The 25,620-nt window shown below is 63.6% G+C and carries 10 protein-coding genes; 5 read left to right on the top strand and 5 right to left on the bottom strand.

All coding sequences use genetic code 11. The annotated features are described in order from the left end of the window. Positions 1-225 precede the first annotated feature (225 nt). The gene (locus TSA1_RS39385; RefSeq protein WP_161497274.1) at positions 226-13,347 is read right to left on the bottom strand and encodes a VCBS domain-containing protein; all 13,122 of its coding nucleotides are present in this window, start codon (positions 13,345-13,347) and stop codon (positions 226-228) included. A 1,021-nt stretch (positions 13,348-14,368) separates the two neighbouring features. Between TSA1_RS39385 and TSA1_RS28900 the strand changes: the two genes are divergently transcribed. Continuing rightward, positions 14,369-15,469, top strand: coding sequence for a helix-turn-helix transcriptional regulator (locus tag TSA1_RS28900; protein ID WP_161497273.1), 1,101 nt, complete (start codon positions 14,369-14,371; stop codon positions 15,467-15,469). An 89-nt stretch (positions 15,470-15,558) separates the two neighbouring features. Here the strand turns inward: TSA1_RS28900 and TSA1_RS28895 are convergent, their stop codons facing one another. Next, positions 15,559-16,872 (bottom strand): glycosyltransferase, encoded by a 1,314-nt coding sequence (locus tag TSA1_RS28895; protein WP_210421907.1) that lies wholly within the window; start codon positions 16,870-16,872, stop codon positions 15,559-15,561. Between the two features lie 154 nt (positions 16,873-17,026). Between TSA1_RS28895 and TSA1_RS28890 the strand changes: the two genes are divergently transcribed. The 4 genes from TSA1_RS28890 to TSA1_RS28875 are packed head-to-tail and all read left to right on the top strand — an operon-like array spanning position 17,027 to position 21,341. Next, positions 17,027-18,274, top strand: a complete 1,248-nt coding sequence (locus TSA1_RS28890) for an efflux RND transporter periplasmic adaptor subunit (RefSeq protein ID WP_100179294.1) — start codon at positions 17,027-17,029, stop codon at positions 18,272-18,274. A gap of 38 nt (positions 18,275-18,312) precedes the next feature. After that, positions 18,313-19,002, top strand: coding sequence for an ABC transporter ATP-binding protein (locus TSA1_RS28885; RefSeq protein WP_245448441.1), 690 nt, complete (start codon positions 18,313-18,315; stop codon positions 19,000-19,002). A gap of 9 nt (positions 19,003-19,011) precedes the next feature. After that, positions 19,012-20,172, top strand: a complete 1,161-nt coding sequence (locus TSA1_RS28880; protein WP_100181393.1) for an ABC transporter permease — start codon at positions 19,012-19,014, stop codon at positions 20,170-20,172. A 2-nt stretch (positions 20,173-20,174) separates the two neighbouring features. Continuing rightward, positions 20,175-21,341 (top strand): ABC transporter permease, encoded by a 1,167-nt coding sequence (locus TSA1_RS28875; RefSeq protein ID WP_100179292.1) that lies wholly within the window; start codon positions 20,175-20,177, stop codon positions 21,339-21,341. A 58-nt stretch (positions 21,342-21,399) separates the two neighbouring features. Here the strand turns inward: TSA1_RS28875 and TSA1_RS28870 are convergent, their stop codons facing one another. From TSA1_RS28870 to TSA1_RS28860, 3 genes are all read right to left on the bottom strand, one after another. Then, a complete protein-coding gene (locus TSA1_RS28870) occupies positions 21,400-22,434 on the bottom strand; it encodes a hypothetical protein (protein WP_145984386.1) in 1,035 nt (344 codons plus the stop codon). A 449-nt stretch (positions 22,435-22,883) separates the two neighbouring features. Then, the gene (locus TSA1_RS28865; protein ID WP_100179290.1) at positions 22,884-24,269 is read right to left on the bottom strand and encodes a hypothetical protein; all 1,386 of its coding nucleotides are present in this window, start codon (positions 24,267-24,269) and stop codon (positions 22,884-22,886) included. After that, entirely contained in the window at positions 24,262-25,569 is a 1,308-nt protein-coding gene (locus TSA1_RS28860) for a hypothetical protein (protein ID WP_145984385.1), read from the bottom strand. Before TSA1_RS28860 ends, TSA1_RS28865 begins: the two co-directional genes overlap by 8 nt. Positions 25,570-25,620: the final 51 nt, after the last annotated feature.

The following is a 25,620-nucleotide window of genomic DNA, read 5'->3' as shown; positions in this document are numbered from 1 at the left end:
CTTTAAGGGCCAAACGGCCTTCGATCACAGACCGCCGATCCACCGAGCAAAAGGTGGCGGCGGTCTTTCCTTGGGATCGCTTGCCGGTTCCCTCGGCGGTCGTTCAATCGGATCCGAAACGGGCAGCCGCCGGCACTCCACCGCCACCATGCACCTCGAGACAACCTGCCAAGACTACCGCCTCAGAGAGAGGCGGCCGAGGCCTTCTCCGAAGCCGGTTCCCTCTCAGGTCACCAGGAAGTTGCCATTGTGCAGCTGGCCGCTCGCATTCTGCAGGCTCACATCCATGTCGCTCGTTCCATCGCCATCGATATCGATCTGGAGATAGTCGTTACCCGGCCCGACATTCTGCAGATGGGCCGAAGCCTGGTTACCGCCGAGCAAAGCTGCCCCATCCACATATTCGATGTGGCCGCCGGCGACGTTGATGCCCGAGAACGTGAAGCTGTCATTGCCAGCGTCGAAATTGTGAATGGTATCGGCAGCACCGGCAGCGGAGTCTGCGGTGCTGACGAAGCGGAAGTTGTCATGGCCTGCGCTGGCGAAGATCTCGTCCGCCCCCACGCCGGCGGTAATCGTCGTGCTGCCCGACGTGTTGCCGATCGTGATCCGGTCGAAACTCGCGGAACCGTTGATGGTTTCGACATTGGTCACCGTGATGTCGAAGACATTCATGTTGAAGTTCAGGGTGTCGTTGCCGTCGCCGAGATCAATCACGTTCGCCGGGCTGCCCTGCAACGTCAGAACGTCGTCCGACGAGCTGCCGTTGAGCAGGTTCACGTTCCACAGATTGTCGAACGAGTTGCTGCCTTCGGCGAGATTCAGGACGTTCGCCGTTCCGTCTCCGAGATTGACCGTCACGCCGGACACGGTGTTCAGCAGCGTGACCATATCGTCGGACGGATTGAGACCGCCGGTGAAATCACTGCCGTTGAGATTTTCGACGCCGCTGATGCTGAGCGAATTGACGCCATTGGCGAGGGAGACCCAATCGTTTCCACCGCCCAGGTCGATGGCGATGCCGTTGACGTCATTGGTCAGACTGATTGAATTTTCACCCGAATTGCCGTTGATGTGCTCGACGCCCGTCGCGGCAAAGGCCGCGAAGTTTCCGTTCAGGACGATCGTGTCCTCGCCATCGCCGAGGTCGATCGCGACGCCGTTGGCAGCCGCGATCGCACCGGTGACGGTCAGGGTGTCCAGGCTCGCGGTTCCGTACACGTGGTTGACGTCGTAGATGTTCACGAACGAGTTGGCGCCGGCCGCGAGATACATCGTATTGTCGCCGTTGCCGAGGCTGATGTTCAGGCCCGTGACCGTCGTCGACAGCGTGAGCACGTCGTTCACGCCGGGCACCGCGCCGTAATCGGTTCCGCCGATATTCTCGACGCCAATCAGGCTGAGCGTGTTGGCACCGCCCGCGAGGCTGAGCTGATCGTTGCCGCCGCCGAGATCGACGACCAGCCCGTTGGCATTCGTCGTGAGGTTGACGAACTCGTCGCTGCCAGTGCCGGTCACGTTCTCGACGCCGGCGAGATTGAGCGTGTAGCCGTTGCCGAAGGTGCCGTTGAGCAGGACGGTGTCGCCCGTCCCCGCACCCAGATTGAGCGCATGTCCGAAGATGTTGCTTCCGACGCGAAGATAATCGTCTGCAGCCGTTCCAATCACGGGTGCTGAGTTGGAGAACTGCTGCGTCGAGAGATCGATCGGATTTCCCAAGGTACCCGCCGACTGCAGCACGATGGCATTGCTGAACTGCAGCACTTCGACATCGGTCAAGGTGTCGGTGCCGTCACGTCCCGCAACATTGTCTTGAACCTGGATCGTAGCCGCCGTCGTGATGGTGTACTGCGATTGCGTGCCCGAGAAGATCGCCATGTCGGTGCCGGCACCGCCGTCGATCGCATCGTCGCCGCCCTGGCCGGTAATGCCGTCATTGCCGCCGCCGGCATTGATCGTGTCGCCGGCACCGCCGCCGAAGAAGAACTCGTTGTTCGAGCTGCCGACCAGCAGGTCGGCCTGGTTCGAACCCTGGACGCTGTTGACGCCGCCGGCGATGACATCGGCGCCGGCCGCGCCGCTCACAATTCCCGTTGAAAGGTCGACGGAAACTCCGCCCCCGCTCGCCTGGGAATACGAGACCCGCGTATTGCCGTTACCGGTGATGGTGTCGTTGCCGAGCAGGCCTTCGAACAGGTTGAAGGTACCGAACGATCCGGCCGAGGTGACGCCGGTGAAGCCTGTGGCATTGTAGACGTCGTTCAGGCTGCTGCCGGTCGCGCTGTTGACGCCGACATAGGTGTCGGTACCGATCGAGCTGCCGCCGGTTGCAGTCCCCGCCTGCAGATTGATGGTCACCGCATCGGTCGCGCTAGAATAGATGATCCGGGTGTTGCCGTTGCCGGTGATCGTGTCGTTGCCGGCCAGACCTTCGAACTGGTTGAAATTGCCGTTGTTGCCGACGTTGTTGGTTGCGGCATTCTGGAAGCCGACGGCACCGAAATTCGTGGCCGTGAAGACATCGTTGAAGTTGGTGCCCTGGGCCCCCTCGATCCCGCGGAGCGTATCGTTGCCGATCGAGGCGTCGCCGGTCGCGGTGCCCGCCGTGAAGTCGATGGTAACAGGTCCGGTCGAGAAGTAGAGGTTGTTGTAGCTGGCGATGTCGAATCCACCGCGGCCGTCGATGAAATCGTCGCCGGCAAAGCCGGTGAACGTCTCCGTCGTCGTTGTAATGTTGCTGCCGCGGATGGTGTCGTTGAACATCGACCCCATCACGGCGTTGACACCGCTGAACGTATCGTTACCCGTGGAATCATCACCACTTGCGGTACCTGTACCGGGTGTCGCGCCGGTCTGCAGGTCAACGACCACCGCGCCGGTCGCATTGGTGAAGGCAACGCGCGTGCTTCCGTTGCCAACGATGCTGTCGTCACCTCCCATGCCGATGAATTCGTTGAAGGTCCCGTTCGATCCGGCATTTGTGCTGCCCGAGCCGAAGCCGACGGCATTGAACGTGTCGGCTTTGGTCGAGCCGCGCACGGATTCGACCGATCGCAGCGTGTCGGTGCCGACCGTTGCGGCGTCGCCCGTCACAATTCCCGAAGCCAGCTGAACGTTGATACCGCCCACTGCGGCCGGGTCGAGCGCGTAGTCCGCCCGATCGAAGCCAGCCCGGCCGTCGATGAAGTCGTCGCCGGCGCGGCCTTCGAAGATTTCCACGGTCCCCGGACCATTGGTGCTGCCCAGCAGTTGGTCCGCAGAGCCGGAGCCGACAACGCCCCCGAAGCCCGAGCCCACCAGGGTATCGGTGCCGACCGAACCATCTCCGGTCGCCGAATGCGCCGCCAGATCGACGGTCACGCTGCCCGTTGCGCTGGCGTAGGAGATGCGCGTCAGGAGCGCACCCAGACTATTCATCGCTCCCGTGATGCTGTCGTTCCCGCCGCGGCCTTCGAACTCGTTGAAGCCCGCGTTGGTGCCGGCAATGCCGGTATCGCCGGTGAAGCCGGTCGCGTTGAACGTGTCGGCATAGTCGCTGCCCACGATGGCCTCAACGTTCACCAGCGTGTCAGTGCCGACGCCTGGTCCCGTCACGGAGCCTGCCGCGAGATTTGCGGTAATGCCTCCGGTTGCCGCGACATAGTCGGCGCGGTCGAAGCCGAGGCCGCCATCGAGCAGATCATTGCCGTCGAGGCCCTTGAGGCGGTCGTTGCCGGCGAGACCGCTCAGATTATCGGCGTAGGCGGTACCGACCAGCGTATTTGCGCCGGCATCGCCGGTGAGGTGCACGCCTTGCCCCAGGATGAAGTCGGCGGCCGTGAGGTTCGCCAGCGTCACGTTCAGCAGTGTGAGAGTGTCACCATTGCCGAAGTTGATGACCGTGTTCAACCCTTGTTGTGTGGCAAGCGCCTGAATGTCGGCGAGGGTCGAGACACCGGGGATCCCCGTGAGGTCGATCTTGTCGGCGTCTATCTGCAGGAAGTCGACGATGGTGTCGGCGCCGCCGCCGGCGGCATAGACGAAGGTGTCAGCGCCGGTGCCGCCGTTCAGGACGTCGCTGCCGGCGCCGCCGCTGAGCCGGTCGTTGCCGCTGTTGCCGGACAGCTGGTCGCTGCCGTTGGAACCGGTGATCGTGTCGTCGAAGTTCGAGCCCGAAACGTTTGTCACCCCCGTGATGGTGTCGTGCCCCACGGAACCGTCGCCATCCGCGGTGCCGTTCACGAGGTTGACGATCACGCCAGAGGTCGCGTTGGCGAACTGGATCTGCGTGCTGCCGTTGCCGATGATGGTGTCGTTGCCGCCCTGGCCCTGCACGACGTTGAAGCCGGCGAACCCGGTTGCGTCGAACACATCGGCGAAGTTGCTGCCGGTCGCGCTGTTGACACCGGAGAACGTGTCGTGGCCGACCGAGGCATCGCCGCTGGCCGTTCCAGCCTGGAAGTTGACGGCGACGCCAGCCGTCGCATTGCCGTAGAGGATGCGTGTGTTGCCGTTGCCAGTGATCTGGTCGTCGCCGCCCAGGCCCTCGAACTGGTTGAAGGTGCCGTTGTTGCCGATATTGAGCGCGCCGACCTGCCCGTAGCCCGTCGCCACATAGGTGTCGGCATAGCCCGTGCCCTGAACACCCTCGATCGAACGCAGCGTATCCGTGCCGATCGACGCGTCGCCCGTCGCAGTACCCGCCGCCATGTCAACGGTGACACCACTCGTGACCGTGCTGAGGCTGTTGTAGATCGCAGTGTCGAAGCCGCCGCGGCCGTCGATATAGTCGTCGCCGCCGAGACCGGTGAAGTTGTTGTTGAAGCTGCTGCCGAGCAGCGTGTCCGAGTAGGTCGAGCCCTGCACCGCATTGACACCAGTGAAGGTATCGGTGCCCTCGGTCGCACCGGTGGCGCTGCCGGCAACCGTGACCGCATTGGTCGTCCCGATGGCGCTGGTCTCGAGGTCGACGCTGACGCTCGAGGCCGCGATCTGGTAGTTCAGACGGGTGAAGCCGTTGCCGATGATGGTGTCGTTGCCGCCGGCGCCGGCGAAGTCGTTGAAGGTTCCGGAGGAGCCGACATTGGTTGCCCCGGCCTGGCCGAATCCGGTGGCATCAAACGTGTCGTCGAAATTGGTGCCGCGGGCGGCCTCGACGCTGCGTATCGTATCGGTGCCCACGGTTGCGTCGCCGTTCACGGTGCCTGCGGCGAGGTGAACATAGATGCCCGACGTGGTCGTCGTATCCGAATTGTAGGTGACCTGGTCGTAGCCGCCGCGGCCATCGATATAGTCGTCCCCCCCGCGACCTTCATAGGTCTCATACGTGAAGGACGCATTGTTGCTGCCGTAGATCGTGTCGTTGTAGCCGGAGCCCCAGATCGTCGAGACGTTGGAGAAGGTGTCGTGGCCGACGGAGGCGTCGCCATCCGCCGTCCCTGCAGCGATGTCGACGGCAACCGCACTGGTTGCCCCGAGATAGGACAGACGGGTCACGATCTGGCCCAGGGCGTTGATATCGCCGACGACGCTGTCGTTGCCGCCGCGCCCTTCAAACTCGCTCTGGCCGGTGGCGACGCCGGGCAGACCGGTCGAACCGATGAAGCCGGCCGCGTTGAACGTGTCGGCAAAATCGCTGCCGATCACCCCCTCGATGTTGACGAGCGTGTCCGTTCCGACGCCCGCCCCCGAGGCGGTGCCGGCCGCGAGGTTGACGATGATGCCGCCCGTAGCAGCGGCATAGATGGCCCGGTCGAAGCCAAATCCACCGTCGAGAAGGTCGAGACCGTCGCCGCCCTCAAGCTTGTCGTTACCCCCGAGGGCAACGATCGTGTCGTTGTGCGCCGTACCCACCAACGTATTGGGATTGTCGTCTCCCATGATCGGCGTTCCGAACACGAAGTCGCTAGCGGTGAGATTGCCGAGATTGACGTTCTGCAAATACAGCGTGTTGCCGCCCCCGAAGTCCAGGCTCGTGTCTGAACCGATTTGTGTCGCGTGAGCCTGCACGTCGGCAAGGCTGAACACTCCGTTGACGCCGGTCAGATCTATCTTGTCACCATCGCTATGGAGAAAGTCCTGGACGTAGTCCGAACCATCGCCGGTCGCGTAGATAAAGGTATCGGCACCGGTACCACCGCTCAGATAGTCGTTCCCGGCACCGCCATCGAGGACGTCGTTGCCGGCATTGCCGAACAGGGCGTTGTCACCGCCGCCACTGGTGAGGATGTCATTGAATATCGTGCCCTGGACAGCCCTGACGCCGCCCGTGATCGTGTCATGCCCCACCGACGCATCGCCGTCGACGGTTCCTGCGGCAAGGTTGACGACAACACCACCCGTCGGATTGCCGAACGTGATCTGCGTATCGCCGTTTCCGGTGATGGTGTCGTTGCCGGCACCGCCCATGAAGTTGTTGAACGTTCCGTAGACGCTGTTGAAGCCCGTCGCGTCGTAAACGTCGGCAAAGTTGCTGCCGACAACCTGGTTGACGCCGGTGAAGGTATCATGGCCGACGCTACCGTCACCGCTCGCGGTGCCCGCCGCCAGATGGACCGTCACGCCCGAGGTGGTGGCATTGCCATACTGAATTTGAGTGTTGCCATTGCCGATGACCTGATCGTCGCCACCCAGGCCCTGGAATATATTGAAATTGTTGTTCGGGCCGACAAATCCGGTCGCGTCGTAAAGATCGGCGAAATTGCTGCCGTTGACGGCGTTGACATTGGTGAAGCTGTCATGGCCGACGGACACATCGCCCGTGACCGTGCCGGCACTCATGTTGATGGTCACACCGCCCGTAGCGCTGCCGTAGATTAGCCTCGTGCTGCCGTTGCCCGTGACGACATCGTCCCCGCCGAGACCTTCGAAATTGTTGGAAGCGCCGTTGTTGCCGACGTTGAGTGCGCCAGCCTGACCAAAGCCTGTCGCATCATAGGAATCGGCGAAGATTGTGCCCTGAACGCCCTCGATCGAGCGCAGGCCATCGGTGCCCGTCGAGGCGTCGCCGGTGACCGTGCCGCTCGCCATGTTGACGCTGACACCCCCCGTGACGAAGGTCAGGTTGCTGTATTGAGCGGTGTCGAACCCGGCGCCTCCGTCGATCTGATCGTTTCCGGCGAGCCCCATAAAGACTTCGCTGGCACCGCTCCCGTTGATGACGTCGCCAAACAGCGATCCCATCACCGCATTGACACCCGTGAAATGATCGGTGCCGACCTGCGCGATGTCGCCGGCCGCGGTACCGTGGGCCGTTCCCAGGGCGAGATCGACCGTCACGCCGTCGAGCGCCAGGGTGTACTGGATCCGGGTCGAGCCATTTCCGCTGATCGTATCGTCGCCGCCCATACCTTCGAAGTTGTTGAAAGTGCCGAACGAGCCGGCATTGGTGCTCACGCCGCTGAAACCGACGGCGCTGTAGGTGTCGGCGAAATTCGTTCCGCGCACGGCCTCGACCGAACGCAACGTGTCGGTACCGACCGAGCTATCTCCCGTGACAATGCCGGCGGCGAGGTTGACCGTAATGCCAGATGTCGTCGTCGGGTCGTTATTATAGGTCGCAAAATCGTAGCCGCCGCGGCCGTCGATCAGGTCATTACCGCCGCGGGCATCGTACTGCTCGTAAGTGCCGCTCGGATTGTCGCTGCCGCGCAGAGTGTCGGCATAGGCGGAGCCGACGATCGCGTTGATGGCGCTGAACGTATCGTGTCCGACCGAAGCATTGCCGTCGGCGGTTCCCGCAGCGATGTCGACCGTCACGGCCGCCGTGGCACTGGCATAGGATACTCGTCCCAGGATTTCACCGGACGCATTGACTGAGCCGATGATAGTATCGTCTCCGCCCCTGCCCTCGAACTCGGCCAAGCCGATCGCGGCTCCCGGAATCCCGCTGTCGCCCAGAAACCCGGTAGCATTAAACGTATCAGCAAAGTCGCTGCCGACCGCGCCTTCGATGTTGACGAGCGTGTCCGTTCCGACGCCCGGTCCAGATGCCGTGCCTGCCGTAAGATTGACGGAAACACCACCGGTCGCGTCGGCATAGATCGCTCGGTCGAAGCCCAGACCGCCATCCAGATAATCACTGCCGCCCAGACCCTGAAGCCGATCATTGCCGCCGAGGCCGCTGATGGCTTCGGCGTTCGCCGTGCCGACGAGCGTATTCGGATTGTCGTCGCCGACGATCGGTGCCGCCGGCGTGCCGAACAGGAAGTCGCTCGCCGTCAGGCTGTTCAGGTTGACGTTCTGAAGCGTGAGGCCCTCAGTCGCGCTGAACGTGATGACGGTATTGGGGCCGCTCTGCATCGCATGCGATTGCAGATCGGCAAGGCTGAAGATGCCGTAGACACCGGTCAGATCGATCTTGTCCTGGCCAGGGACGAAGTCCTGGATGAAGTCGAAGCCGCCGCCGGTCGCATAGACGAAGGTGTCCGCACCGGCGCCGCCGCTGAGGAAGTCGTTGCCGGCGCGACCGTCGAGGGTGTCGTTGCCGACGTTGCCAGAGAGACTGTCGTTGCCGGTGCTGCCGATGATGGTGTCGTTGAAATTGGATCCCGCCACGTTGAACACACCACCGGTGATGGTGTCGTGGCCGACCGAGCCGTCGCCGTCGACCGTGCCCGCAGTGAGGTTGACGGTCACGCCGCCGGTCGCATTGCCGAACTGGATCTGGGTATTGCCGTTGCCGGTAATGATGTCGTTTCCGGCGTTGCCCTGGAACGAATTGAAATTCGCGTTGGGACCGGTGAAACCGGTCGCGTCGTAAACATCGGCAAAATTGCTGCCGAACGCACTGTTGACGCCCGTGAAGCTATCCTGGCCGGTCGAGCCGTCGCCGGTAGCGGTGCCGCCCGCGAGATTGATGGTCACGCCGCCGGTCGCGTTGACGAAGATCAGGCGCGTGTTGCCGTTGCCGGTGATCTGGTCATCGCCGCCAAGGCCTTCGAACTGGTTGAAGGTGCCGTTGTTACCGACATTGGCCCCCGTCGTACCGTAACCGGTCGCATTATATGTGTCGTCGAAGTTGGTGCCCTGGATACCTTCGATCGAACGTAACGTATCCGTACCGTTCGACACATCTCCGGTGACGATGCCGGCCGCCATATTGACGGTGATGCTGCCCGTGATGAAGAAGATATTGTTGTAGGACGAGACGTCGAATCCACCACGGCCGTCGATGTAGTCGTTGCCGGCAAGGCCGGTGAACGTGTCGTTGGTCGCGCCGCCCAGCAGCGTGTCGTCGAACATCGAAGCCTGGACGGCGTTGACGCCGGTGAATTGATCGGTGCCGACCGATGAATCGCCGGTGGCAAAGCCGGTGACGAAGTCGACGTTGACGCCGCCGGTCGCATTATTGAAACCGAGCCGCGTGAAGCCGTTGCCGGTGATGAGGTCGTCGCCACCGTTGCCGGTGAACTCGTTGAACGTCCCGTTCGAGCCGGCATTGATGCTGCCCGAGCCGAAGCCGGAGGCATTGTAGGTATCGGCGAAGTTGGTGCCGCGGATCGCCTCGATCCCGCGCAACGTATCGGTTCCGATGGTCGAATCGCCGGTCACGACGCCGCCAGCCAGATTGACCGCAATTCCCGTCGTGGTGTTCGGATCGACGTTGTAGTCCACGCGGTCATAACCGCCGCGGCCGTCGATATAGTCGTTGCCCGCAAAGCCCGAATACACCTCCGCGGTGAACATCGGATTGTTGCTGCCCAGAATCGTATCGTTGTAGGCGGAGCCCCAGACGCCGTTGAAGCCCGAGCCAACGAGCGTGTCGTGGCCCACCGACGCATCACCCTGCGCATAGCCGGCTGCGAGATCCACCGTCACCGCCCCGGTGGCGCTGACATAGGAGACGCGCGTCAGCTCGGCTCCCTGGCTGTTGGTGTTGCTGATGATCGTGTCGTCGCCGCCCTTGCCTTCGAACTCGTTGTAGCCGACCGGGCTGCCCGGGACATGAGCGTCGCCGATGAAGCCGGCGCCGTTGAACGTATCGGCAAAGTTGCTGCCGATGGCCGCCTCGATGTTGACGAGCGTGTCGGTCCCCACGCCTGCACCGCTCGCCGTCCCCAATGCGAGGTTGATCGTGACGCCGCCAGTCGCGTCCGTATAGACAGCGCGGTCGAAGCCGGGACCGCCGTCGAGGATATCATCGCCGGAACCGCCGGTGAGATAGTCCCTGCCGGCGCCGCCGAACAGGATGTCGTTCCCGTCACCGCCGCTGATGCGATCGTTGCCGTCCTGGCCATCGATCAGATCATTGCCGCTTCCGCCGGACAGCACGTCATCGCCGAGCGAGCCGAACAAGGTGCTCCCGATCGGGGTCAGCACGGCATTGGCAACCTCTGTGTCGAGGTGATCGACAAAGCGGCCCGTAAGCTGATCGATGGAACCTTGATCCGTGAAGTCGGTCGAAGCCAGTTGATCGGCGGCCGCACCTTGGGCGACCTGACCGGCTTGCGCCAGCTCGGTGACGTTCGTGGCCGTCTGGATGCTGTCGTTCGCGGCAGCAACGACCTGGATAACCGTCGCAGCAGCGGCTGTGCTGACTCCGGACAGCGTGACAACACTCTGAACCGTGTTCGAAGACGCCAGATCGAAGGCCGGCGCGTTGGGCACGGTCTGGGATGCGGTAATGGCCCCCGCAATTGCTGAAATGACCGCATCCGGTGCCACGCCGACGGCCGACACCTGAGCCACCGTGCTTTGGACCTGGATGGCCGCCGCAAGCACCGCCGTCGCCGTCGCATCGCCACTCACCGCAGCAGGCACCGGGTCGTACGAGAGAAGGTCGATCGGGTTTTGGGGATCAGAGAGGAGATTGACGTTGAACGCGGCCGCAATGGCGCCGATGGCCTGGTCCACCGTCAGCGGATGCTCATCTCCTGCCGTGCTGTCGACCAAAGCGACGATCAGCGTCGTCAGCGGCGTGATGACGGTGGAGCCCTCCGGCGCCCGCAGCACACCCGCGACCTGCAAGCCCGTCGAGATATCGACACCGCCGATGCTCACGAGCGGGCCGGATCCGCCCGCCAGCGTAAAGCTGCCGTCCGCCCGCGTGGTCGTGAACGCCTCGCCGGCGTCGAGTATCCCGTTGTTGTTGGCGTCGGCAAAGACGGTCGCGCCGCCGATATAGCCGTCGATATCCAGCGCGTTGATCTCGTTGGCGCCTGAATTCACCGTCAGCGCAAGATCGGCCGTGCTCACGGCCTGATGAACGCCGTCGTCGGAGATGGCGGTGATGTGCAGGGTGAACGGATCGGGGCTGCCGACGGCATGGTTCGGAATCAGCACGACGTTCTGGATCGAGTCGCCCGTCACAAGCCACGTGCCGTCGCCGATCGCTGCGCCGTTCTGGACCGTAAAGCTCGACGGCACGCCCTCGATCTTCACCGACAGGGTGCTGCCCAGGTCGATCTTGCTTGCGGCAATGTGCAGCGTGATGTTCTGATCGGCGTTACCCGAGGAGTCCTGGACGCTCAGATTTGGCGCGTCCTGCGCGCCGTGGATGTCGAAGCTGATGCTCTTCGTGGTGCCGTCGACCGACCTGACCGTGAACGTCTCCGTCTTGACGTCGTTGGCGCCGAGATACTGGACCGCCGTGTTGTCGACCGAATAGCTGTAATGGCCATCGGCCTGCAGCGTCACCGTGCCGAGATTGCCGGACGCCGTGATCTGGCCGGCCTGGAACGCGGCCTGGTTCTGGTCGGCATCGCTGATGGTCAGTTGGCCGGATGCCGTAAGTTGGCCGTCCTCGGTGACGTCGTGCTGGGTGGGGCCGCCGATGACTGCGGCGTCGTTGATGCCGTGGATCGTGAACGTCACGTCCTTGGTCGTGCCGTCCAGGGCCTTGACGGTGAAGGTCTCGTCGCGGGTCTCTCCCTGGCCGAGATATTGAACGAGGCCGTTGGCGACCGAATAGCTGTAGGCGCCATTGGCGCCGATGGTCAGCGTCCCGAGATTGCCGGGCGCCGAGGCGACGACGGTCTGGAACGAATTCTGATTCAGGTCGACATCGTTGATCGACAGCGTGCCGGACGCCGTCAGGACGCCGTCCTCGGTGACGTCGTGCTGATCGGGATTGCCGATCACGGCTGCGTCGTTGGTACCCGTGATGTTCACCACGATGTCACGGGTGGCGGTGCCGTCGGCGGAGGCGACCGTCAGGGTGTCGGTGACCTGCTGCCCTGCGGCGAGCGGGTTCGACTTCACGGGATCGAGCGTATAGGTCCAGGCGCCCGTGGCCGCATTGAAAGTGAAATTGCCATAGGTGCCGGCCAGCGAGACCGGGACTGCGAAATGGTCCTGGCCGGTGTCGGCATCAAGCACCGCAAGCTTGCCCGACGCGCTGGGATCGCCGGCGATGCTTCCGGCCTCGGTCACGGAAATGTCCTGGCTCCCCGATACCGTGATCGTGGCCGCGTCGTTGTTGCCGGTGATGGTCACCGCGAGCGTCGACGAACCTGTTCCACCGTGATTGTCGGCATTCGTGTAGGTGAACTGCTCCGTCACCTGCTGGCCTGCGGCGAGCGCTTGCACGGAGGCGCTGGAATTGTTGAGCGTATAGGTGTAGGCGCCGGTCGCCTTGGTGACCACCAGCGTTCCATAGGTGCCGACGACGGTGATCGTGGTGCCGTTGTCCGTGCCTCCCGCCACGGCCGACACGGTGTGGGTATCACTGGCATCGGCGTCCGTGTCGTTTGCGAGCAGATTGCCGCTGGCAATCGTCGTCACGTCCTCCTTGACGGAGGCGGTGTCCGCGACCGCGACCGGCGCATGGTTGGTCGGGCCTTCGATGACGACTTCCACCTTTTCGATCGAGGCGACGGCGAGATCGAAGCTCCTGAACGCATAGTCCGCGCTGCCATAGCGCGCGATAAGGGCCTGGATGGCCGCAAGATCGGACCTGAACGAAGCCGAGTTCGCCATCGCTTGCGTCACGACGAGACGAAGTGTGTCCTGGCCCCTGCCGCCGTCGTAGATATCGACCGAGCCCACGTTCTCCGAAGCACGATAGATCAGGATGTCGTTGCCGTTGCCGCCGCTGACGAGGTCGGTGCCGGCGCCGCCGTCGATGATATCGTCGCCATTATCGCCGGAGATCAGGTCGTTGCCCGCCCCACCGAGCAGCGTATCGTTACCGTTGCCACCGAAAATGATGTCGTTGCCGGTGCCGCCATCCACCGTGTCGTTGCCATTGCCGGCGTCGATGATGTCGTTGCCCGAGCCGGCACTGATGTTGTCGTTGCCGTTGCCGCCCTGAATGAGATCATTCCCCGCCCCGGCGCCGACGGTATCGTCGCCATTCTTCGCATTGATGATGTCAGACGCGCTGGTGCCGGTGATCTGATCGTTTGCGTTGGTGCCGTTAATGATCATGGCGATTCATCTTTCTCGATGGGGCAACAGGCATTGTTCGCGAGCGCGCGGAAGCGACGTCGCGTTGTGCGGATGGAGAAATGTTCAATCGTCGAAAACGAAACGCGGTATGGACGCGACGCGTGACATCGTGCGGTCGCTCATGGTGAGCCCCTCCCGTAACCTTCTTGATTTCTTGGGTTCGCCGTCAGCCCAACGGCGTGAGTTTGAAATGAAATGGTCTTGTTATTGTTCGACGCCTTGCTCCGTTGCCCGGCATCGCCTGGATTCTCGCAATTGCAATTTCCGACCGTCGAAAAGACTTTTCTGATAATTGCAAATTGTTTCCACTGTTGCGTGACTGCGTCAAGACAGCACAGCGGCTAACCTTAAGCGGGGTGTGGACTGGACAGCGCAGCCTGGGATGCGCGCGCACCCAACCGGCGGTCGCGCCCGATTTCGGTAACCCGCGAGATCGAAGCTTTGCGGGACTGCCGCACATTAAGGGCTCCAACGAAGCGATCGCACTTCGCCCCGGATCGGGAGTGACGAGATCGCCCAGGCTGCCAATCCAGCCAGCTACCACCACTGATGGCGCCCGCATGCCGTTCGCGCCTCGCCGCGCCGAGCCTCCTGCGACACTCTGCCGCACCTCAATCTCACCGCGGATCGGCGCCGTGAGCGGAGCAGCAACACCGAAGACCATTTGGCTCTCGCAGGGCAACGTCATCTCGATTCCCGAAATGAAGACTATTCCTCGTTCATGGAATAGCGCCGGTACGTCGTGACGCATGACCCGAATGGGTCATCCGGCACCTGGTAGCGCCATCCGTGCGGACATTATCCGGTTAGACTTTGGTTTAGCGCCGACTCTCAGGAAAAACCGGCAAAGGGCTTGCGTCGGGCTGCCTCCTCGCGAAGCATGACGGGTCAGGGAAACGCACAGAAGGCCCGACATGAGCGAGTGTCCGCATGGCATGCAGCGGGAGATGCACGCCGGCTTGCAGCACGTGACCAAGGGCTCGGCGGAGGGGGACCGCGCGTGAAGGCGAGTAAGATTGACGATGGGGAGCTTTCGAAGGTCCTCGATCGACTTGGCGAGGCTGCCGTAAATCCGGAAGCCTGGCGCGGCATCATGGACGACATCTGCAAGGCGGTTGGAGCCTCAGCGGCCATACTCCTTCAGAGCGACATCAGGACGCCGGACGTCCCACGCACGGAATCGATCGCCGAAGCCACCGACTTCTACTTCAGGAATAATTGGCATTTGAGGGACCCGCGCGCCAAGGGTTTTCCGCGCATGATGGCGGGCGAGGTCGTGACCGATCTCGATGTGATGAGCGCTGAGCAGATTCGTGCCGATCCCATGTACAACGAGGTGCTGTTTCCATTCGGATACCGTTGGTTTGCCGGCATCGGCTTCTGGGCTGGCAGCGCGGCGTGGGCCTTGACGCTCCAGCGAACTGGCCGCGAAGGCTCCTTCGCGGCGCGCGACAAGGAGCTACTGGCCCAATTGGCGCCGCGCCTGACCGAAACCGCCACGCTCGCCACAGTGGTTGGACGGGCGGCACTGACCTCGATGACCGACGTCCTCGACCGGGTCCGACAGCCCGCCTTGATCCTCAACCGGGAGGGAATGGTCCTGCGCACGAACGCGGCGGCCGATCGCGGCTTCGACGACGAGATCCGCGTTAGGGAGCGGCGTCTCATTCTCCGCGACAAGCAGGCGATGACGAGGTTCGATCAGTTGATCGGCATGATCCGATCGACGCCGGACGCTGCCGCCATCCCCGCCTCTCCCATCCTCATTCGGCGGACGATGAAGCCCCCGGTCGTGTTGCGGACCCTGCCAGTGGACGGCGCGGCGCGTTCCGTCTTCCTCGGCGCGCGCGTCCTGCTAATCCTGTCCAACCTCACGCCGCGCCCGGCGCCGGACCCGGTGCTGATCGGCCAGGCGTTCGATCTCACCCCGGCGGAATCCCGCCTGGCCGCCCTGCTTGCAACCGGCACATCGATCGCCGGCGCGGCCGAACACCTGAACATCTCGCGCGAAACGGCCCGCAACCACCTCAAGTCGATCTTCTCGAAGACGGGAGTTCATCGCCAGTCGGAGCTGGTCACGCTGGTTTCGCAGCTGGGGTGAGGATCTGGTTTGTCTCCGTCGGCCGAGATCGCGCTTCCTTAAACCGCTCGCGGCCCGGGCCTCGTGCGCGGATCGCCTGGAGATCAACGTCACGCGCGCATGGCGGCCAACTCTTCGAGAAGCGCGACGGTAGCCGTCAGGCTTCTGCTCGGCGGCGTCATCTGATTGGCCATCTCGCGCGCCCGAGTGGCGCATCCTGGCGCCAGAACGGTCCGTAGATCATGTCGAAGGGTCTCCGCGGTCGTTGCAGTGAACCGACGTGAGGTACCCACTCCCAGGCGTTTGATCTGTGTCGCCCATACCGGTTGGTCGGCGCCGATCCAGAGGACAAGAGTCGGAACGCCGGAGCGCACGCTCGCGGCCGTGGTGCCGGAGCCGCCATGGTGAACGATGGCGCGGCAGCGCGGTAAGACCGTGGCGTGATTGACCGAGGGCACGATCATGACGTCCCGTGTCGGGGCCGTGCCTTCAAGGGGCAGGATTCCAGAACAGATCAGCGCACGCTCACCGAGTTCCCGGCACGCATTTGCGATCATCTCAACGGTCTCGGCCGGCTTGTCGACCGGCATGCTGCCGAACCCGAAGTAAATTGGCCGGCAGCCGGCGCCGATCCAGGAATTCACGGAATCATCGAAGCGGGTGGCGGATTCCAAAGCCATCGTTCCCACCAACGGTCTCTTCCAGCCCCATTGCGCCTCAAGTCCGGGAAAGAACACCTTGTCATAGGCTTGAATCTCCAGCGCGCCGGATTCGACGATCTGACGCACGGCACGAATTCTGGAGTGCGGAAGCCCCAGAGCCCGGCGCTGTTCATCATAGGCCGGCCGCAACAGGCGCCAATGCAACCACTCGGCAACCGACCACAGGGGCGCGACCAAACTCTGGGGTAATCGAAACGGCAGGATGTGGTTGTTCGCCCTGACGGGGAAGTAATGCAGGGCGGCAAGCGGCACTCCCTGGGCCTCGGCAACGTTTGCGGCCAGCTCCTGATAGGTCGTACCGCTGAGGATCACATCGGCGCCGGCGGCCAAACGGGTGAGGGTCGCGCTCATGTCCGTCCAGCCCTCGACGAGGTACTCCCGCGCTTGGCGCAGCACCTTGACCGGATTGCGCAACTCGAACCAGTCGTGGAAAACCTCCGCCTCGAGCTGCCGTTGGGAATCGGGGCCGTAAGAACTCACCGAACCTAGACCGGCCAACTCGGCGAACCCGACGAGATTGGGAGGCACGGCCATCCTCACGTCGTGCCCGCGGCGCTGCAGCTCACGCGCCACCGCAGTTGCAGGCTCGATGTCTCCTCGTGTCCCGTGGACTGCGATAGCAAACTTTATGGCCCGCTCCGGTTTTCGCGGTGTCGAGTTATGGCGATCGCGTCGGCGCGGCTGCCAGCGGCTATGTCTCACGCTCGAAGAAGATTTGGAGAATACGAAATCACGGATGTCAAGGGCGACCCTTTAATGCTAATTGACAGTGGTCAAGCGCATGGCTTACGGCTTTCTGGATAGGATATTTCCTTAAAAGTCTGCGCTATTTTGTTCGGAAGTCCATGATCAAACCATGACTTTGCCCCAAGCCCTGAGCGACGGCGCATCCGACGCCTCCGATCTGTCCGGCCTCGCAATCGACCGTAGCGCTGGCTCGCGGCGGCGCAGACAATTCCGCCGTACCCTGGGACGGGTCTTTCTCGTCGCGCTGCTCGTCGGTATCGCCGGCGCGATCTGGATGTGGCGCCGGCATTCGCAGATCGTCGTCGAGACGGCGGTCGTCTACTCCATCTATCCGTCGCAGGCGCTGACGCTGCTGAACGCGACGGGGTACGTCGTCGCGCAACGCAAGGCGTCCGTCGCCTCGAAGGCGACGGGCCGTCTCGAATGGCTCGGTGTGCTTGAAGGCAGCAAGGTGCACGAGGGTGAGGTGATCGCCCGGATCGAAAGCAGCGACACGGTGGCGGTGCGCGACCAGGCAGCCGCCAACGTGCAGGTTGCGGAAGCCAACCTTGCCCAGGGACGGGCGGAGCTCACGCAGGCTGAAATCGCGTTCAAGCGTTCCGAGGCCCTCGGCGAGAAGAACATCATCAGCGACTCGACGCGCGAAAGCGCCGAGGCACGCCTCGCCAAGGCACGCGCTGCCTTTGCCGGATACGGGGCCGCCATTGCCGCGGCGCAGGCCAATCTCCGCGCCTCCGAAGTTGCCGTCGGACAGACCCAGATCCGAGCGCCGTTCGACGGCGTCGTCCTCACCCGGCACGCCAACGTGGGCGACACGATCACGCCGTTCTCGCAGGCGGTCGACACCAAGGGCGCGGTCGTCACCATCGCCGACATGGACTCGCTGGAGGTGGAAGCCGACGTGGCGGAGTCGTCTTATCTCAGCATCCACGTCGGGCAACCGGTCGAGATCCAGCTGGACGCGATCCCCGGCGAGCGTTTCGAGGGCCTGGTCAGCCGGATGGTGCCGACCGTCGATCGCGCCAAGGCCTCGACCCTCGTGAAAGCCCGGTTCGTGCAGCGCGACCCGAGAATGCTTCCGGACATGAGCGCCAAGGTCGCTTTCCTCGAGCGTGAAGTATCCGAACCGGAGCGCAAGCCTGTTCTTGCGGTGCCGATGGCTGCTGTCTTCGAGCTCGATGGGCGACAGCATCTTTTCGTCGTCGAGGATGGCAAGGCCCGACTGCGCAGTGTGGATCTCGGCGCGAAGGTGGGCGACCAGATCGAGGTCCGCGACCTCAAAGCCGGCACCCGCGTCGTGGTTCGGCCGCTGGAAGATCTCGTCGACGGGCGCGCAGTAAAGCAGGCGACGAAGTGACCGTGCTTCACCTCTCCGAGGCGCGGACCGGAGAAGACGTGCTGATCGCGCTGAGCGACGTGAGCAAGAGCTACCGGCGAGGCGCACAGATCGTCCCGGTTCTTTCCAGACTCACCTTCGACATCCGTCGCAAGGAGTTCCTCGCCCTGATGGGCCCGTCGGGGTCGGGCAAATCGACGATGCTCAACCTGATCGCCGGCATCGATAGTCCGGATCACGGCTCGATCAAGGTGGGCGGCGAGGACATCACGCTCCTTCCGGAAGCAGAACTCGCCGACTGGCGCGCGGCGAACGTGGGCTTCATCTTCCAGTTCTACAATTTGATGCCCGTGCTCACGGCGCTCGAGAACGTCGAGCTGCCTCTCACGCTCACGGATCTGGGGCGGCGCGAACGCCGAGACCGCGCGCAATTCGCGCTCGGCCTGGTCGGCCTCAGCGATCGCGTCAAGCATTTGCCCTCGGAACTATCGGGGGGACAACAGCAGCGCGTGGCGATCGCGCGGGCGATCGTGACCGACCCGACGTTGCTGGTGGCCGATGAGCCGACAGGTGACCTCGACCGGCAGTCGGCGAAGGAGGTGCTCGAGATCATGCAGCGGTTGAACCGCGACATGGGCAAGACGATCGTCATGGTCACGCACGATCACCGCGCCGCCGCGCATGCGAAACGCATCATGAGCCTGGAGAAGGGCGATCTTTCCTATCTGGTGGAGCAGCGCCTTGAGTGAGTGCCGGTCATGAGCCAGTGGCTCACGCTCGTGGCGCGCAACATCTTGCGCCACCGGCTGCGCACGTCGCTGACGCTCGTCGGGCTCATTGTCGCGATCCTCGCCTTCGGCGTGCTCCAGACCGTCGTCAAAACGTGGTATGCGGGGGTGGACGGCGCCGTGCCTTCGCGGCTGCTGACCCGAAACGCCGTCTCCTTTACGCTGCCGCTGCCGAAATCCTATCAGAAGCGCATCAGCGCCGTCGAAGGCGTGCGGCGCGTCACTCATCTGAGCTGGTTCGGCGGCGTCTACAAGGATTCGAAGAACTTCTTTCCCCAGTTTGCGATCGATGCCGCGAGCTATCTCGACATGTTCCCCGAGATCCTGGTTCCGGACGATGTGCGGCGCGCCTTCCTGCACGAGCGCCGCGGCGCGATTGTCGGGCGCAAGCTCGCCAGACGCTACGGCTTCAAGCCCGGCGACGTGATCCAGCTGCGCGGGACCATCTTCCCCGGCAATTGGGAGTTCTTGATCTGCGGCGTCTTCGACGGCCGGGATCCCAAGACCGACACGTCGCAGCTCTTCTTCCGCTGGGACTACCTGAACGAAACATTGCGCGTGCGCTCCAAGGCACAAGCCGACCAGGTGGGCGTGTTCGCCGTGGACGTCGCCGGCCTGGATAGCGTCGCGGACGTCAGTCAGGCCATCGACCAAGTGTTTCGAAACTCGCTCGCCGAGACGCTCACCGAGACCGAGCGCGCGTTCCAGATCGGCTTCGTAAAGCAGACCGAGGCAATCCTCATTTCCATTCGTGTCGTCTCCTTCGTGGTGATCTTCATCATCCTGGCGGTCATGGCGAACACCATGGCGATGACGGCCCGCGAGCGGCTCCGCGAATATGCCACTCTGAAAGCCATCGGCTTCAGCCCCGGCTACGTGGCGCGATTGATCCTCGGGGAATCCATCCTGATAGCTTCGATCGGCGGTGCGATCGGCATCGGGCTCACGCCTCCGGTCGCCGCGCACCTTGCCGAGCTCTCCGCCACGCTGTTCCCGACGCTGATCGTGAGCGCCAACACTGTCATGCTGCAGGCACTTGCGGCGGTGGTGGTCGGAATCCTGGCCGCGGTCCTGCCGATGCGCAGGGCAGCCCGCGTCAACATCGTCGACGGCCTTCGGGCGTTGGGCTGACCATGCCGTTGCTGCTCTCCTACAGCTTGCGAAACCTGCAGGAGCGCAAGCTCACCAATTTGCTGACCGCGACGGGCATGGCCCTCGTGGTGTTCGTCTACGCTGCCGTGCTCATGCTCGACTCCGGACTGAAACAGACGCTCGTCGCGACCGGCGAAGACACGAATGTCATCTTCGTGCGCCGCTCTGCGGAAGTCGAGATCCAGAGCCTGATCGACCGCCGGCAGGCCAGGATCATCGAAAGCCAGCCCGAAATCGTCATCGGGGCCGAAGGCGCGCCGCTCGTATCGAAGGAGGTGGCGGTTTTGATCGCGCAGCCAAGGCGCAAGACCAGGCAGGCGAGCAACCTCTTGATCCGCGGGGTCGGTCCGGCCGCCTTGGCCGTGCGCCCGCAAGTGCGGATCGCCGAGGGGCGCATGTTTCGTCCGGGATCGAACGAGATCGTCATTGGCCGAGCCCTCGCGGGACGCTTCGAAGACGTCGAGATCGGATCGAGCCTCCGGTTTGCTCAGCGGGAGTGGAGGATCGTGGGCCGGTTCGACGCGCGCGGCAGCGGGTTCGATTCCGAGATCTGGGGCGATAGCGAACAGCTCATGCAATCGTTCCGTCGAGACTTCTTCTCTTCGATCACGGTACGGCTGGCCGATCGCTCCGGCTTCGACGCCCTCAAGGCGCGCCTCGAAGCGGATCCCCGCCTTACCATCGAGGCCAAGCGCGAGCGCATCTTCTATGAGGAGCAGTCACGCCTGCTCTCAGGGTTTATTCAGGTTCTCGGGCTCACGCTCTCGGTGATGTTCTCGCTCGGCGCGGTCATCGGCGCGACGATTACCATGTACGCGGCCGTGGCCAGCCGCATGATGGAAGTAGGAGTGCTGCGCGCGCTCGGGTTTCGGCGCTCACGGATCCTGATTGCATTCCTTGTCGAGGCGCTGCTGCTCGCGCTGATCGGTTGGGCCTTTGGAATCCTATTCGCGTCACTGATGACGCAGGTGAAGATCACGACGCTCAACTGGACATCGCTCTCCGAGCTCGCATTTCGGTTTGTACTGACGCCCGGGATCGTGCTGAAATCGCTCGTTTTCGCTCTCGTGATGGGCTTCCTCGGCGGTTTCCTGCCGGCGGTGCGAGCCGCCCGCATGAAGATCGTCGACGCGCTGCGCGTCGCTTGAACGTGAAACCTAGGTTCTCCATCTCGATCGTGGCGCGATATTCCGTCTTCGGTTATCGTCAGCTCGCCGTCCCGTATATGCACATATCCCGGAGCGCATCGCGCACGAAGGGCGCCAACTGAGCACGGGTCGTTACGCGGTCTGGCGCGTATCCGGACACGGTCATGAATAGCCGCTCGCCGACGCGGTAGCACGGGATGAATAGCACGCCTCCCAGCCGCTCGAGCTCCGAAGCTGTATAGCACTCCAGCAACGAAATCTGCAGGAGCGATGCCTCGCCGCAGGGGCGGTTCACGTCGAGCGGCAATTCGCCGATCAGGCTGCAGCCAACAGGCAGGTCCGCCCCGAGCGCCTCCCGCTCCAGGCGGCGCGCCAGCCACAGCGGCACATAGGGGATCAGCGGAAACAATGGCGATAGATCGTCGCCGTTTCGGATCAGCGAGGCCAGTGCGGCCTTGAGATCCCGTTGCAAGGTGCGCGGATCGCTGCGGCAAGCATCGGGGTCCGCCATCACCGTGATCGACCGCAGCGCGTTGCCGCGCCGATCATTCGAATGACGGTCGCTGACCGGCAACACCAGTTTCACGCGTCCTGATGCGTCCACGCGATCCATCCTGAAAGCGAGCCGTGCCGCGAACGCCATGATCAGCGTGTTGCTCGCGACGCCCAGATCCGACGCACGCTGCTGGCACACTCCTGCGTCGATGACCACCTGCACGAGCGGCACGTCCACTGCCGGCTCAAACTGAGACCGGCTTCGCGCGCCAGGCCTCGAGCGCGGCAAGCTCGCCCGCCGCTTGCCCGAGCGCTGCGTGAGAGCCACCACAGCGCGCCAAACACCAGGCAGGGCGCGCAGGCTCTCGACGCTGTCGCGCGCCAGCATCAGGGGAGACCCTCGCCAAGATGGAGGCGAGAACCCGCAGCCGAGACGTCGACCGGCCACCGCGTCGGCAATGGCTTGGCTGGTGGCCTGCATGTCGGCGATCGTGTGCGACACCAGCAGTGTCAACGCGCAGCCACCGCCTTCCAGCGCCTGGACTGCCAAGCGCCAGCCTGGACCACGCTCGGGATCCACGGGCAGATCCAGCAGCACGCGTCGCAACCTTGAGAGAGACTCGCGAGGGAGCGGATCGCGAAACCACGCCACCGGGCCTGGCACGGGGTTGGCCACCCAACGGTGCCGCCCCCATGGCAATGGTGAACGCTGCACGAGGCGTCCGAGCAATCCCTGTGCGAGCCGCTCGCTGAATTGCGTCACGGCGGTCTCATCGATCGCGTGAGGATATAGCCAAGTGACTTGCAGCGCCGGCCCGCGCCCAAGCGCCCGCAGTCCGACGAACGAGGCCTGGTCCATATAGCACAGAACGTCATTCGCCCCGGCATCGGGGACGCTCGCCCCGGCGCGGGATCCGCTCCGCCTTTTGCTGGCAGAAGCGCTCACCCCTCAGGCCCCCCGGCGTCTTGCTGCACGATGTGACCGCCGCAAATCACGGCTCTATCTCCTATCGATTGGGAATAGCCGGCTCCCGAGACGCGTCGGGATCAGGCATCAATGACCGCCTCCAGTCCAAAATCGGCAAGCGTTCGAGAGACCAGCAGGCGAAGTTCGTCCGCGGTGGTTGGGGCGGGTCGCAATTGGCAGGCCTCGATGCAAAGAGAAATAGTCTTGTTGTAGTGGGAGGCCACGACGACGAGATGACCGTGGGAACGCTCCAAGTCCTGGCGCGTGACGTTGACATCCACCGCTCGTGTCAGCACGTGCCGGCACGGTGCGCCGTCGATGCGCGCGAGCCCTTCCGGCAGCATTCCAAGATCTGAACAGCTTACCGGCAGCTCATCGGCATAATCAAACAACCTGTTCACGAGCGTCCTTGCGGCAGTGCGGGGCATCCAGGCGACGGCGGGCAGCAACGAGGTCAGGACATCGGTCTGCTTCTTCCTCGCGCCACGAAGCAGCGCCCTCGCTGCATTCACGGGCTCCAGATCCGCGGTCAGGCCTTCGGGCGCGACATTCATCATATGGAATTCGATCGCCAGAGCACGTTCGTCGGCCAGACCACGCCTTCGGCTTCTTGGGACCAGCAGGCTGACAGCGCCATCAGATGAGCGGCGACGGCCCAGATGCGATGCCAGCGACGCCACGAAGCCCGGCAGCAGCGTATTCATGCCACCACCGAGCCGCTGCTCACACGCGAACCAAACACGCGATTCAGCGGTCACCGCGACAGCTGGAAGCTCCACGATCGCTGACGGGCCGTGAAGTGCTTCTGCGGCCGTTCCGGCTGGACCTTCTCCGGAGGTGACGGGTCTCGACCAGCTCGCCAGCCCAATCCGAGCGAGCGCGGCAACTGTGCGTGGAGCGTCGGCGAGGATCTGCCACGCGTCCGACACGCACCCGGACAGCCGCCCGCGAGCGCCTTGAGGCAAGTACCGATTCGGGACGCCCGTGCCGTTCACGGCAGCCGCGATGACGCGCAAGGCGCCCATGCCGTCGAGTACCAAATGCGATCCGACGATGCTCACGGCCGTGCTGCCATCGTCGAATGGCTGAATGGCCATTCGCCCGGGGGGACCCTGGACAGGGTCCACCCGCGCGCGCGCATGCTGGTTGGCCCAGTGCAGCAGCTGCGATCGTGGCAGCAAGTCCGAGCTATGCTCGAACGGAATGGACCCTGCGAGCGGCTTCACCCAACGCGGCCTGCCCCATGGCAGAGGTGACGGCTCGATGAGCCGGTTGAATGACAGGGCGGTGAGCCTTTCGTATGTTTGCACCAGCGCATCGAGGTTCACGTCACGATCGTAGAGCCAGAGACATTGCATCAACTGGCTCCGGCCGGTGACCCTGAACAATTCGTAGGCCAGTTGGTCGAGCCAGGCGAGGCGGTGCCTTGCGTAGGTGGAGGTGCCGGCCGTGCTCGTCTCAAGCATCGAAAAACTCGCCCGCGAGCTCGTAACCGGCCAAAAGACGCTCGACGAGCGTACGAAGATGCCGAGGCTCCGTTACCACGCCAGGCTGGTAGGCAACGAAGCTCAGGGCGATGAATCCCGGTATGGCGCCGGCGAAGAGCGTGGCCACGCCTTGACGCGCTTCGATCGCTCGGCGCGCGACCGCGCGGTCGATGCCACGAAAGCAGATTCGATCAGCCGCTTTGCCATCGATCTGGAGTACGTCCTTGGGCAAGTCGCCCAAGTTCGAACACGTGACCGGCAGGTCTGCGAGCGCGCCAAGCGCCAGATGGCTGGCAGCCGAAAATGCGCGTCTGGGCACAAAGGGTACCAAGGGCAGCAGTGCAGCAAGCCGATTAGGCTCACGTCTGGTTCGCAGCAGCGTAGTCCGCAGACGCCGCTGCAACGCATACAAGCCTCCGCGCGTTTCATCGACACGCACCTTCAATGTGGCGAGCGCGACGCTGTTTCCGCCGGTGTGCGACAGACCTTCGCGCTGGTTCACAGGGATCAGCAGGGTCACTCCATCGTCGCGGACGCGACCGAGCGCCTCGGCGAACGCCGCGGTTATCGAGGCCAGGAGCGTGAGACGGGCCGCTCCGCGGCTCCGTGCCCTGGCGTCCCAGATCGACATGGGCACGCGTATGAAGACCGACGGAAACACGACCATACGGTCATCTGCGGCTGGCGACACCGGCGATGCGGCGGGTGTGTTGGACGGGCCGGGCGAGGTGTATGCCGTACGGGCCAGTTGGCCGAGCGCTCGAAATGTCGCGGGCGCGTCACGTGCAATGCGCTGGAGCTCAGCTCGCAGCGTTGTCGCGGCACGCTGCAGCGTCGAAACTCCAGGATAGATTGGAATCCGCCGTTCCCCGCGCACAGCGTCGCTCACGGCCCTTGCAATCGTCACTCCGTCTGCGATGCAGTGCGACACCACAAGCGAGACCAGCGTGGAGCCATCGGTAAAGGCCTGGCTCGTCAAGGTCCATGCAGGTCCGCGCACGGGGTCCAATGGAAGCTCCACCTGCGCGTCGGCCCACGCCTGCATCGCCTCGGGCGCAAGCGGCGCCTCAACGGTAGCTAGAGCAGCCGACGGCGGTGGCGCGTGAGCCCATTGGTGCCGTCCGAACGGAAGCAGCGCCGGCCGGATCAGCCGCGCCAGATCGCCATGCGCGAGATTGTCACGAAACCGGGTCAACGTGTCGATGTCCATGGGCCGCAGATAGCGCCACAGCACCTGAATGACCGCATGCTGCCCGAGCGAGACATGCGCGAGATACATGGCCTGATCTGCGAAGGACAAGAATGCAGCCGGCATATCCGACACGTTCGC

This window comes from Bradyrhizobium nitroreducens, assembly GCF_002776695.1.
Classification (GTDB): domain Bacteria; phylum Pseudomonadota; class Alphaproteobacteria; order Rhizobiales; family Xanthobacteraceae; genus Bradyrhizobium; species Bradyrhizobium nitroreducens.
Note: the sequence above shows the minus strand (reverse complement) of the source record. Positions and strands in the feature narration are given on the sequence as shown.